The following is a 13,346-nucleotide window of genomic DNA, read 5'->3' on the forward strand; positions in this document are numbered from 1 at the left end:
AAATCAAGGCTTTCCACCTATACCGTGGCTCCATCCCGTTTCATGGTAAAATAATTAAAAACCCATTAGGAGCCGTGGTCATGTTAAAAGATCGATTGTATTATGTAGACCCGTACCGTAAATCATTTACAGCATGCGTTATTAAAGCTTCACAAGATGAAAAAGGACAACCCTTTGTCGTATTGGACAATACGGCTTTTTATCCGGAAGGTGGTGGGCAGCCATCGGACAGAGGGACATTGAACAGCGTTCCGGTGCTCAATGTGGAGGAAGTGGATGGCGAAATCCGTCATACATTAGCTGAAAAGATCGATAATGGGGTTCAAGTGGAGGGTGCCATCGATTGGCAACGTCGCTTTAATCATATGCAACAACATGCGGGACAGCATATGTTGACCGCAGCATTTGTCGAGCTGTTCGAATTGCCGACGATTAGCTTTCATCTAGGAAAAGAACTGGTATCCATCGATTTGGATGCGGAAGAAGTATCGCCTGAGCAATTAGAGGCAGCCGAGCAACGGGCAAATGCGATTATATTGGAAAATAGACCCATTGAGACGAAATGGGTGACGGAGGACGAACTCGAACACTATTCCCTTCGCAAAGCGCTCGCCGTGACGGATGAAATCAGGTTGGTCATCATCCCCGACTATGACTACAACGGCTGTGGCGGTACACATCCGAGTTCAACTGGGCAAGTGAATGCCATCAAAATCTTATCGACAGAAAAGCATCGACAGAAAGTACGCGTACATTTCGTCTGTGGTGGACGCGTATTGCAACAATTACATCGAAAAAACGATGAATTGACGAAAGTATCCCGTCTGCTCAGCGCACCTGAAGAAGGTGCGGGTGACGCAGTGGAAAAGTTACTCGCAACAAACTACTCGCTCGAAAAGGCATTAGCAGAGGCAGAGGAAAGGTTATTGGCCTTCGAAGCAAAAGAACTGGCAAACGCACAACAACAAGGCTTCGTAAAAATGATATTTACAGGGCGCACCATCCAACAGTTACAAAGACTTGCTAAACTGCTTGTTGCGGAAAATGAGCAGCTTATCGCCTTGCTCGTTGCAGACAATGAGGATAAATTACAGTTTGTCGCTGCGCGTGGTAACACTGTGACAACTAGCATGAAACAAGTTTCAGCTGCTGCACTTCCCCTTCTTAACGGAAAAGGTGGAGGCAATGACGCATTTGTCCAAGGTGGCGGCGAACGGAACATCTCAGCCGAGGAACTATTGCAAGTGTTGGAAACATCACTTGTAGGATCAAATTGACACGCCATAAGCATTTTGGCAAATGGATGAAACTTTAGGTCAAGTTACCCCGTAAGTAGATGAAAGGATGGTGATTGCATTGAAAAAGTATCTAATCTTTATCTTAAGCTTTATAGCATTGTATTTGCTGATCCAAGTTTCATCAGGACTGATTCTCACAGCATTGTACACACCTGATATCTATTCAGCTGGACAGCTAACCCATCAGGAAGTTGTATTCATGGATCCGACTTATACACCTACATTGTTGATTTTCTTTTCAGCGACAGCAGCTTACTTCCTTTCCCAAAAGTTAGGAAAGCCTTCAAAAGCACAGCAACACTCCTAACAAATTGAAAACTCCAGGAATGGCATCAGCCCATCCTGGAGTTTTTACATCCTTTATTTCACAAATTTCACGTCTTGTAATAGATACGTATTGGCACTATCGACTGCAAATCCTGTAATATTGTTGCTGACGCCTGTCAAATATTCCGGATAATTCAAGAATATCATTGGTGCCTCATCCACTAGAAGCTCCTGTGCTTCTTTGTAGATTTCTTTGCGCTCTTCTAGATCTGTCGCTTGACGGCCACGTTGCAGAAGCTCATCCACCTCTGGCGACCCATAGTTCATCGCATTCGGTGGTGCGCCTGCCATGGATGAATGGAAAAGATTATACAAGCCATTGTCTCCATCTGCCAGTGAATTCCCCCAACTTAGCATATACATATCATGATCACCTGCTCTTAGATTCTGAAGATATGCTCCGAGTTCCATTTGTTGAATATCCACTTCAATTTGTAAATCTTTCAATAGATCTTGCAAGTAAACCGCGATGTCCACACGTTCCGGATTATCATTCGTCCAAAGTGCTATCTTAAATCCATCTTCGTAACCAGCCTCTTTCAGTAACGCTTTTGCCCCTTCTACATCATATTCGATTCCCTTCAAGTCCTCTGCATATCCAAATGAATTTGGTGCAAGGGGACCTTCGGCTGGAATCGCAAAGCCATCATAGATTCCATCAATAATTTCTTGTTTATTGATTAGCATGGAAACCGCCTGACGTACTTTCACATCATCGAACGGCGCCTTTGTCGTATTAAACCCGATATGGGTAAGTGCCGTGGAAGGCGTTTGAATAACGGTTGCGAAATCACTGTTGTTCAATGTTGCCACTTCATTTGGTGAAACTGGATCGATGATGTGTACGAAGCCACGCTCCAAATCTGCTTGGCGAGTGGCACTTTCAGGTACAACTTTAAATGTGACTGTATCGACGTGGACTTTCTCTCCCCAATAGTCATCATTGCGAACGAGTTTAATTTCCGTACCTGGTGTCCAACTTTCAAACTTGAAGTAGCCAGTACCGATCGGGTTTTGAGAAATAACAGAACCCGCATCACGTCCGTTTTTCATTTGCTCGTAATCTTCTGCAATCAATTTCGGGCTCACCATGCGCCCTCCACCGTGGGAAAGATGAGCCAGTATTGGTGAAAACGGATATTCAGTTGTGATCCGGACAGTATAGTCATCTACAACTTCAACGTTGGAGATCATTTCAAATGTATTATATTTCGATGATGCAACTTTGGGATCAAGGATACGGTCCAAGTTCACTTTCACTGCCTCGGCATTGAATGTTTCGCCATCATGGAACTTAACATCTTGGCGCAATTTGAACTCATACGTTGTGTCATCAATTGCTTCCCAAGATTCCGCTAGACTTGGAACAATATTATTATCCGCGTCACGCTCCACTAATGTATTAAAAATATTATGCTGTACATTGCCTGATGGAACGTCATTCGATCCAGCCGGGTCAAGCGTAGTCGCATCCGATTTGACAGCAAGTACAAGATCCCCGCCTTCTGACGTTTCATTGCCCGTTCCGCTTGCTTGTTCAGTTTCACTGCCCCCTGCACATGCAGCAAGAGCCAAAGTTAATAGCAATCCAATGACTAATAGCCAATTTCTTTTGTTAATCACAAGAAGTTCCCCCGTTTCTCTCTAAAACATACTAAATCAATCTGTTTTAAGAAATATACCACGAAAAAGAAAAATGGACAATTACTTTTATGAATTATCTTAAAACTTTTTTCACACAATGTAAATTGATTGTTTAGAAAATTAAAGAATAATTTCTCCAGTAAGGTTATAAAAGGCTAAAGGATTATTATTATTAGATTGACATTCCACACTCAATATTCTAACCTAGTAGACAATATTGATAACGGCTATGAAAAGGACAAAGTAGCATTTTTTACCGGACAGAGACCAAGACATTGCTGAGAGTTTTGGGGTAACTTGCTATTGACTCACCTCTGAGCTGATTTTCTGAACATGTAGTAAGAAAATCCGTCTGATCCGCGTTAAGGGCATTGAATGAGACTTTTTATCAAACGATAAAAAGTGAATTAGGGTGGTACCACGTCAGAAGTTGAACTCCTGTCGTCCCTTGTATATCTATACAAGCGGAACGGCATGGAGTTTTTTTATTTCAATAAATCTTTTGAAGGAGAGAATAAGATGAAAGCAGCAACGATGTCAAAAGGAATTTCATCAAAATCAATGGTCATAGGTGTGAGCTTCTTATTACTCTCTGCCCTTCTCACGTCCGCTAGCCAAGTCTACTACGCAAATCAAGTGCAAGGTGTACATCCATTTTTATTTACAGGGGTGAGCTTTTTCATTACCGCGTTCCTTTTCAATGTGATTGCATTTAAACAACGTCGGCTATCGACTGTTTCTGTAAAATCGTCGATGAGTGATGTCGTGAGATTGAACGGAAGTTCTATTTTAGCGTTTATGGGCTTCTATTATGCATTGAAATTTATTGAACCCGCCATTGTCAGTTCTCTTGAAATGGGAGTTGGACCTTTTTTTGCGATTATTGTTACTGCAATGATTACAAAGGAAAAAATTCGGGCGACGCGGATGCAATGGGCGATTACAGTTGGCACATTCGCGGCTAGTCTATTATTAATGTTAACGGCTCTATTCGGATTTTCTGGCGTGCAGGTGACAAGCGCAACAAATTTTGTCTATGGCATTATTTCCTCTGTTTTATGTGGATTAGGCGCCGTACTCTGTACCATTTACTCCAAGAAATTAAGCAATGCCGGGTGGACAAGTTCTTCTATTTTGGCACACCGTTTTTACGGGATTATCGTTATTTCATTTTTAATGACGTATACGATTTTGCCCTCGTACTTGATGGAAAATATCGATTGGATACTACTTGTAACCATTTTCGGTGTGACCATTCCAATGTTCTTGGTACAGAAGGGCATTCAATACTGTGAGCCATTTATAGTCATGATGTCCATCTGCTTCATACCTGTTTTTACATTTGCTTTTCAACTATTCGATCCGCGTATTGAGTGGTCTACCCTTTCATTCATTGGTATTTTAACGCTATTTATATTGGGGGTTGCAAGTATTTTTTCAGAGAGTAACTAGTCCCATTCCATTTGACAATTCATTGGAAGACCTGTATGGTGGGTATGCAATTGATAATTGAAGTAGGAATTCCTCGTTAGGTGAGGCTCCTATATGGAGATACGCTACTGCCCAGAAATGTCGAAAGACACCAATGGGTCAACAGGAACCATCGACTTAAGGTGGTTTTTAATGTAGCTGGATGCTATTCATCCTATGCCATATAGTGCTAAAGCTCTACGAAGAGGGTTTATTCGCTGATAGCGTTTTCTATTGAACACCCTTCTTTGTGGAGAGGTGTTTTTTTATTTGTCTATACTTCAACGATCAGATTCATTTCACGAAAGGAGGTGAGGGGGATGTGTAGTCCGACGAGTTCAGAACCCCCTAGTTGGTTAAGGTCCCTAACAAAACAAATTACTAAGAGAACGTTCACTTCCCCTCACCTCGTGAAGAAGTGGACGTGCTAAGGAGGTCCACATCATGAACAACATGACTAACGGCGTTTTCAAACATGAAACGACCGGAACACTTATGAAGAAAGGGTTTATCGCCCTTCAAGATACGTATACAGCCAAGGAAGCCATTTCCCATCTCCGGAAAAATGTACAAGGAAAAACGAATATTCACTACTTGTATATTCTAAATTCAGACAGCCAGCTAATAGGTGTTTTGTCCATCCGTGAGTTACTTGGCGCTTTAGATGATGAATGGATTACGGACATTATGAAAACAGACGTACTTTCGTTTCCAACCGATCTCGATCAGGAGGAAGCAGCAAAAGTTTTCCGTGACAGAGACCTCGTGTCGATTCCTGTCGTGAATCATGCAAATCAACTGATTGGTGTCATTCACGTCGAGGAGATTTTAGATGTTATCCAGCGTGAAGCCGATGAAGACATCGAAAAGCTTTCTGCATCAGGGAAAGAAATCGATTTTCGGACGAGTCCTTTCGTTGCTGCTTGGAGAAGATTGCCGTGGCTTATTTTGTTACTTTTCATCGGCCTCATTTCGGGTGGAATTATTGAGAAATTTGAAGCTACATTGGAGGCGGTTGTTGCGCTGGCCTTTTTCATGCCGATGATCGCCGGAATGACTGGCAATACGGGAACTCAATCGCTTGCAGTTGTCGTCCGTGGGCTTGTTTCGGAGGATCTTACTATTAAAAAGTCTATGAAGCTATTATTCCGCGAGTTGATTGTCGGAATCATTATAGGGATAACATGCGCGATTGTCATCGCAGTGATTGCCTTTGTATGGCGAGGTGATTTGATACTGGGTCTCGTTGTCGGTTCATCGCTTCTTGCCACGCTTATTATCGGGACACTGGCGGGAACGGTCATTCCGCTTCTCCTCTATAAATTCAAAGTGGATCCAGCTGTGGCATCAGGTCCGCTCATTACAACCATTAACGATATATTGTCTTTACTGATTTATTTTGGCATTGCGACCATGTTTATTTCAAAGTTAATATGAGTCGATTCAAAGTATACGAAAAAGCCTCTTCCGATTTTTCCGAAGGCCTCGTAAAATATTGCCAACTCAAAGTAGACTTTTTTCATTTTGACAGTATATCGTATAGGTTATAGTCTTAGGTGAAAATAAAGCGTAATACTTACAGCTTGCCCAATTGGCGAAGGTGAGGGATTTGGATGCATGAAATTCTATACATTGAAGACGATGTAGAAATTGGCAACATTGTTAAAGAAGACTTAGAGCAACGCGGTTATAGGGTTCATTGGATTACCTCGGGAGAAAAAGCGCTAGACGTACTTGGAAATGCAGACTTGGTCATTTTAGACGTAATGCTTCCAGGGCTTGACGGTTTTACGGTGGGACAGCGGCTGAAAAAAAGTTATCCTGCTATACCGATTCTAATGTTATCTGCTCGGACATCCGTCGATGATAAGTTGCAAGGATTACAGTTCGCTGATGATTATGTGACAAAGCCGTTTCATCCCGACGAGCTTGCCGCAAGAATTGAAGTGCTATTTAGAAGAAATCAACAGGACTTTTCTGAAGAAATTCACCTAGGTCATTTAAAGGTGAACATGTCAGCAAATCGTATTATCAGGAACAATGGGGAAGAAATCATGTTGACAGCCAAACAGCACCAGATTTTTATGTACCTGTTGAAACATCCGAATCAGATTTTGACAAAAGAACAGCTTTATGAGGCAATATGGAACGAACCTTACCTGGAAGGCGATAAAACATTGATGGTGCACATTCGCCACTTACGAGAAAAGATTGAAGAAGAACCAAGTTCGCCCAAAATCATCGAAACGATTCGGGGACTTGGCTATCGGGTGAAACAGTGAAAAAACTAAGAAACTCTTTGCTGGCCCAGTATTTGTTAATCATTCTTGTGGCAACGATGATACTCCCCCTTTCCCTGCCTATTGTATCGATTATTTTTTACAATAGCCTGGAAAAAGCTGATGACCCAGTTCGCTACTATAATGGAACGGATTTAGAGAAAATGTGGATCGAAACAGCAAAAGGATTATCAGGTGCTTCAGAAGCAGAAATCCATCAGAAGTTATTGAAAATGAAAAATATCTACCAGGAAGCGTCTATGTATTGGGTAGATGATTCGGGGCAGACAAAAGACAAATTTCCAAGTTCATTAGCAGTCCCTGATACGTGGAGTGCATCTGATGCGATTGAGTTTATGAAAAAAAATCGAGGATATACAGTTGACCCCTTTACCGTCGTCGCGTTCATAGGGGATAAACAGCAGGAAGGTTTTATGGTGCTGCAAGTCCCTCGTCCAGACATGGTAAGCCCTAGTGATAAACTGCGTGCCAAATACAATTACCTTTTTCCAATCGCCCTGTTATCGATCTTTGCCCTCTTCATTATCATTTCAATGCTCTTTTTTTATCGCATCCGAAAGAGACTGCTCCATCTACAAAAGGTGATGGCCACCCCTGAAGCAACCGGTATTCCAGCGATGATCGAAGTGACAAAGGATGATGAAATCGGACGCCTAGTACAATCATTCAATCGGATGGTTCAGGAACTAGAAACGAGTCGACATCGTGAGATTGAGGAGGAAGAACTTAGAAAAGAGCTCATCGCGAATTTATCGCATGATTTACGCACACCTCTGACGACGATACGTGGTCACGCCTATCGTTTAAAGAAAGAGTCATTGAGTACAACAGGTCAGAAATCATTGGACTTCATCGATGAAAAAGTGAATTATATGGGCGAACTAATTGAGAACTTACTTTCCTATACATTGTTGACGACTGGAAAATATCCTTATTATCCAGAGAAAGTGGATGTCGTTCGATTGATCCGGAATTCCTTTTCGTCTTGGTATCCCGTATTTGAGAATCACCAATTTACGATTGAAGTGGATATTCCCGAGCGGCAGTTGCTGTGGGAAGTCGATCCTCAGTGGATGCATCGTGTGTTAGATAACCTGTTTCAAAATATTGATCGACATGCCAAAAGTGGACAGTTTGTCGCAGTTCGAGTTGAGGATGAAGCAATTATTATTGAAGACCATGGCCCTGGTATGAAAGGAAAGTCAAACCAGACAGGAATTGGAATCGGCCTCTCGATCATTTCCCTCATGCTAAAGGAAATGAAGCTGGATTGGGCTATTGAAACGAGTGTGCGCGGTACCATTATGACGATTAAACAAATTTAGCTAGATATTAGCTTGTACTACTTCCGCATTGTCAGGAAGCAGTACAAGCTTTTATCAATTCCTATGCCTTAATCGCTATATAAATATCTACTTGTGCATTTTGTGGATCTAGGCATCTTTCATCATATACCTCAAAATCCCCCGTATAAGTGCACTCCACTTCCTCTTGTTCAAACCAACGCCAAATGTCATGTCATAGTTCGAAAATAAAATGGTTTTTTCTTTGGAATTTAACTAAAATGAATCATTATAATTGTCTGCTATCCGTAGATAGTTATTTTTTAAAACCCGGTGTTTCACAAATTAATTTTACACTTAATTACATTTCACCAAGAGAGGCAAACAAATGGTGATTTGCGCAATGACAGGAATGTCGAATCATCTAAGAAAGTTAAAATTATTAGACAGACTCACGTACAGTGATGTGAGAGCTCGGAAGTAAATCGCTCCCTCCTACTCGATTAACTGCCCACTGTGCGGGGAGTACCTTTCTGAGGGAATATCTTTGTATTTATGATCCATTTATAATCTTCATAATAAAACCTTGATTATTGTCTCCTTTTATAAAAAAGTTAAATCCATAATGAGACCCTATCCCCAATATTAGTGTCCAAGAAAACAAACTTATGGACATTAAGTATAATGTTTTTTGCTTACTAGCGCCAAAAACAATGGATAATAAGGCCGATAAATGGCTCCCTACAATTATTGGTCCTATAAATAATAACCCAGGAAGACCAAAGTTATTCCATATTAATCTTGCTCTGCTATAACGTTTGGATTCATGATTTTTTGGATTCTTATTCTTCAACAACCACTTCCTGAAATTATCAGCAAACTTTATAAGTAAAATTATAGTTAGCAAATTCCCGAAAAAAGAAAGAAACATTACTGGAATTGTAGGAAGGCCACCCACTATCGCAATTGGTATAATAGCGATTATTTCAAAAAAAGGAATCGCGGCCAAAATAAAAATCACCGTATATGTCCAGAACAATTTACTTCCTCCCTTTGTATTGAATAATATTTTAATTATCTTTTTGATAAATTTCCATAGCCTCTTTTAGAAACTCTTGCTCCTTTTCTGTAAATGGATTAGGGAATGAAAAAGGTTCTGAGGATGGTAGCTTTTCTGCAATCAAGTCCAAATTCCCTTTTGTGGTTTCATTCATAAGTAGTATTAGCGATTCAATTGTTCCTTGTGTTTCCTTAGAAGACGGTATAGCTCCAGTAAATGTTAAATGTTTGATTTCTGATAAAGTTTTAGTCCATTTTTTATCTAATTCAATTTCTTTCGGCTTATTCATGTTTAATAGATCATCTGCTATATCTTTAGAAAAGTGATCTTTAAACCATTTTTGTGTATCTTCTTCAAACATTAATTTTTGAAGCATAGTACAAAATATATTGATGTTGATGATCTCCTCGTCCTCTATTGTTTCAATGAGATGGTTTAAGTCAGATAAAATATTAATTATTTCAAGATTTTTCGCTTCAAACAGCTGCTTTTGATAGTTTAAAGACTTCAATACTGTTGCACCCTTAATAGAGCTTTTTTGTAGCATGTTTTTAATATCTTTTAGGGAAAGACCGAGAAACTGCAAGGATTTAATTTTTTGTAGAGTAGATAAGTCCTCTCGTGAATATAGTCTATGTCCCCCCTCTGTATAGTCACTTGGTTTAAGTAAGTCTATACTGTCATAATATCGAAGGGTTCTAATGCTAACGCCAGACTTTTGCATAAACTCTCCAATAGTAAATATTTCTTTTTCTGACATTTGTCCTCACCTCTTATTTTATTAATATTTATAGATCCATCTTTTAGACTTTAAAATAACGAATAACAGGGTAAGAAAATTTTTTTCCCTTTAAAGTATAAACTACTGCAATTAAAATCAATATTGTTTCAAGGATAATAAGTCCATAAGAAAAAGCAGACACCACGCTCCATTTCAGGGATACTAAATTTAAAATTAAAAATATTGGAAAAAAAGTAAAGTGGAGATTCATTCCCTCTTTTGCATGCTCTGCAAAATATTTGTTTCTGTTTTTTGTCCCTAAATATACTAGTACAGGTAAAACAAAAGTAAACACTAACGAAAATAGGTGCATTAAGCTTGCAACTCCCCTATTTAACAAACTCTCCCTTTTCAAAGCATCGACCTCCAATAGTATAAATAATATTTTGTTGTTGCTTTTTTAATTGAGTTACATAACTAAATTTATTATAAAAGATGACGTAACGGGAGATTCAAGTACAAACTTTAATTTAATAGATACAACCATTTAGCGGGAACTCAATGAATTTTAGTAGATGATCACAGTCAATGAAACGTCCCTCTCCTGTCATGTTTATTGCCACCGAATGACAACAAATGTACCAAGGAACGTTTCCCATCATGCATCTTTAAGTAATAGACCCCAACGCTCGCGGGAAACATAGATATACATTGACTGGAATGGCAAATCCACTCAACTTTACACTGAGAGGCTATAAATGCCCGTAGAGGTTTGTTATCCAGCAAGCAATAAGGTGTCATTGGGTGGAAAACTCCTCGTTCAATGGTAAAAGATGTCAGTAGTGAGAATATCGCGAGGTCGTAATTCCTTGGAGAGTTTTAGAGGCTTGAACTTTACGACAGGTTCCATTGCCGCAAATCCGTTGATAGAGGGAAGAGACATCAAATGAGCGAATTCCGTGCATTCAAGGATAACCTAGAGCAAATAGGAGTAGGAAACGAATCTAGTATGGGTTTGGCGACCCCGGATTCCCCTACTCCAATACCGACCGTTGAAAATCGATCGTTAGCTATATACGCTACACTTGAGGACCTTCAACTTACATAGTTCTTATCTTGGGAAGAAAAATCCAGTTGATAATAGTGTCCTTTTTTACTTAACAATTCCGAATGTGTGCCTATTTCTACAATTCCCCCTCGATCTAGCACAATAATCTTGTCTGCATTTTTTACAGTATTTAATCGATGTGTTATCACAATACGTGTACATCTTAGTTCGGAGAGAATCTGGTCAATTTCTTTTTCAACAATTGCATCTAATGAACTTGTTGCTTCGTCCAATAATAAAATGGAAGGTTGGTTAATAAGCGCTCGAGCTAGTGCAATTCTTTGCTTTTGCCCACCAGAAAAATTTGTGCCAAATTCGGATATAATAGTATTATATCCCAATGGTAATGAGATAATATCCTGATGAATTTTTGCTAATTTTGCAGCCTGTACTACAGTTTCAAGATTAGCATCAGGATAATAAATTGTAATGTTGTCAAAAATAGACCGGTTGAACATATGAATATCTTGAGGAACAATGCCAATTTTTTTTCTTAATGAAGCCCTGTCGAGCATGGTCAACGGTAAATCATCAAAATAAATCTCCCCATTAGTGGGTTCATATAACCCAATTAATAAGTTTGCTAATGTACTTTTTCCGGACCCGGATTTTCCCACTATTGCTATTTTTTCACCTTGCTTAATATTGAGATTGATATTTTTTAATATAGAACTTTCATTATTATTGTTGTAACTGAAATTCAGATTTTTAACCGTTATGTTGCCTTCAAGTTCTTTTACTTTTACTTCACCATCTTTTTCTCTTGGCCTGTCTAAAATATCCACCATTCTCTCTAGATAGGCTGTAATTTTAACAAATTCACTCGATGCAGTCGCAAGTGAGGAAAGTAATGTAAAATAAGTTATTGTTAAAGTATAAAAGGCAATCATGCCACCTAGCGAAATATTGTTGCTTAGTACCTGAAGTGTCCCTAGAGCGAGTACTGCAAAAGGAACTATGATCTGAATGGAAAACATAAGAACTTCTAAATTCGTTGCATAAAAATCTTTCTTCTTAGTCGCAGATAACTGCTCTTTATAATAGTCTTCCCAAGTATTCAGCATTTTTTTTTCCATACCGGCCATTTTAACGCCTAAAATACCATATAGCATCTCACTTTGATGCCATTGTACGATTGTGCGTTTTGAAAGTTCTTCTTTAGATAACCTTTGTAGCTTTTTCGCAGCTATAAACAGAGTGTAAAAATAAGCAATTCCGACTGTAAATATCATTAGTGTTAAGGATGGAGATTGCAGATATAAGTAAACCGTAAATATAATCAACAAAGAAATATCAAGAAAACCACTTAAAGCCTGGTTAGATAAGATTTGACGTATCATCATATTACTATTTGCCCGAAACATTAAGTCACCAAATGACCGAAGTTGAAAAAATGAATAGGGCATATGCAATAAATGTTGAAAGAAACGTGACATTAGTATCCAATCCAAATTATTCCGTAGTACAACAAGCAGTCGTGATCTTAATAGGGTAAATATTATTTGAAAAAGAACAACAATAGATATACCAATTACTAGAGTTTTTACCAGTTCAAACCTTTTTGGTAGAATAATAGAGTCTATTACAAAGTTAGTGACTATTGGTGTCATTAACATCAGTACTTGCAGCAATAAGGACCATGAAATCAAGGAAAATAGAAGCTTTTTTTCATTTATAAGAATATCTAAGTATGGCTTCCATAAGTTCTTTGCTTTCTTTTTTTCAAAAGAGTCACCAGGCTTAATACACATGATGTAACCTGAGAATAATTGATTGAACTCTTCGCTCGATACTGTCATTCTTCCGTTAATAGGATCAGTTATAATATAACTATTTTTTTTGATTTCTTCCAAAACAACGAAATGGTGTCCTTTCCAGTGTAATATAGCAGGGAGCTCATAATTTTCTAACTCCTCGCTAGTACCTTTGTAGACTTTACTGTCCATACCTATTGCATGAGCAATGTTTAATAATTGATGCAATGACAGGCCATCCCTATTACTTTGCGCCAATTCTTGTATGTCTAAGACGGTCAAATATCTTCCATAATATCTAGAAATCATGGCTAAGCAACATAATCCGCATTCCGATTGCTCTTGCTGCTCCACAAAGGGCACAGATCGACGTTTAAGCAT

Annotated in this window: 11 protein-coding genes, 1 riboswitch and 1 other annotated feature; of the genes, 6 read left to right on the forward strand and 5 right to left on the reverse strand. The window is 39.1% G+C overall.

Translation table 11 applies throughout. The features are described 5' to 3' along the window. Positions 1–80 precede the first annotated feature (80 nt). Positions 81–1,277, forward strand: coding sequence for an alanyl-tRNA editing protein (locus tag ACFPRA_RS11740; protein ID WP_381434435.1), 1,197 nt, complete (start codon positions 81–83; stop codon positions 1,275–1,277). 79 nt (positions 1,278–1,356) lie between these two features. Further along, positions 1,357–1,605, forward strand: coding sequence for a hypothetical protein (locus ACFPRA_RS11745; protein WP_381434438.1), 249 nt, complete (start codon positions 1,357–1,359; stop codon positions 1,603–1,605). A 53-nt stretch (positions 1,606–1,658) separates the two neighbouring features. Here ACFPRA_RS11745 and ACFPRA_RS11750 read toward each other — a convergent pair whose 3' ends face one another. Further along, complete coding sequence (locus ACFPRA_RS11750; protein WP_381434441.1) at positions 1,659–3,248, reverse strand: glutathione ABC transporter substrate-binding protein; 1,590 nt, start codon at positions 3,246–3,248, stop codon at positions 1,659–1,661. Between the two features lie 241 nt (positions 3,249–3,489). Next, positions 3,490–3,721: a binding site (T-box leader), on the forward strand. Positions 3,722–3,788: 67 nt separating this feature from the next. Here ACFPRA_RS11750 and ACFPRA_RS11755 point away from each other — a divergent pair. The 4 genes from ACFPRA_RS11755 (at position 3,789) to ACFPRA_RS11770 (ending at position 8,364) form a co-directional block, all read left to right on the forward strand. Beyond that, entirely contained in the window at positions 3,789–4,721 is a 933-nt protein-coding gene (locus ACFPRA_RS11755; RefSeq protein ID WP_381434444.1) for an EamA family transporter, read from the forward strand. A gap of 65 nt (positions 4,722–4,786) precedes the next feature. After that, a riboswitch (M-box (ykoK) riboswitch) is annotated at positions 4,787–4,954 on the forward strand. A gap of 229 nt (positions 4,955–5,183) precedes the next feature. After that, positions 5,184–6,176, forward strand: coding sequence for a magnesium transporter (gene mgtE, locus ACFPRA_RS11760; protein WP_381434447.1), 993 nt, complete (start codon positions 5,184–5,186; stop codon positions 6,174–6,176). A 176-nt stretch (positions 6,177–6,352) separates the two neighbouring features. Continuing rightward, positions 6,353–7,021, forward strand: coding sequence for a response regulator transcription factor (locus ACFPRA_RS11765; protein WP_381434450.1), 669 nt, complete (start codon positions 6,353–6,355; stop codon positions 7,019–7,021). Further along, positions 7,018–8,364, forward strand: a complete 1,347-nt coding sequence (locus ACFPRA_RS11770; RefSeq protein ID WP_381434454.1) for a HAMP domain-containing sensor histidine kinase — start codon at positions 7,018–7,020, stop codon at positions 8,362–8,364. The genes ACFPRA_RS11765 and ACFPRA_RS11770 overlap by 4 nt, the downstream gene beginning before the upstream one ends. 511 nt (positions 8,365–8,875) lie before the next feature. On the opposite strand, the gene ACFPRA_RS11780 is transcribed toward ACFPRA_RS11770, so the two are convergent. The 4 genes from ACFPRA_RS11780 to ACFPRA_RS11795 form a co-directional block, all read right to left on the reverse strand. After that, positions 8,876–9,361, reverse strand: coding sequence for a small multi-drug export protein (locus tag ACFPRA_RS11780; protein ID WP_381434457.1), 486 nt, complete (start codon positions 9,359–9,361; stop codon positions 8,876–8,878). 31 nt (positions 9,362–9,392) lie between these two features. Next, positions 9,393–10,142, reverse strand: a complete 750-nt coding sequence (locus tag ACFPRA_RS11785) for a MerR family transcriptional regulator (protein ID WP_381434458.1) — start codon at positions 10,140–10,142, stop codon at positions 9,393–9,395. 43 nt (positions 10,143–10,185) lie between these two features. Continuing rightward, positions 10,186–10,518 (reverse strand): magnetosome magnetite crystal formation protein family, encoded by a 333-nt coding sequence (locus ACFPRA_RS11790; RefSeq protein WP_381434460.1) that lies wholly within the window; start codon positions 10,516–10,518, stop codon positions 10,186–10,188. A 680-nt stretch (positions 10,519–11,198) separates the two neighbouring features. Then, positions 11,199–13,346 (reverse strand): peptidase domain-containing ABC transporter, encoded by a 2,148-nt coding sequence (locus ACFPRA_RS11795; protein ID WP_381434462.1) that lies wholly within the window; start codon positions 13,344–13,346, stop codon positions 11,199–11,201.

The sequence above is a fragment of the Sporosarcina soli genome (assembly GCF_042655805.1).
Lineage (GTDB): Bacteria > Bacillota > Bacilli > Bacillales_A > Planococcaceae > Sporosarcina > Sporosarcina soli.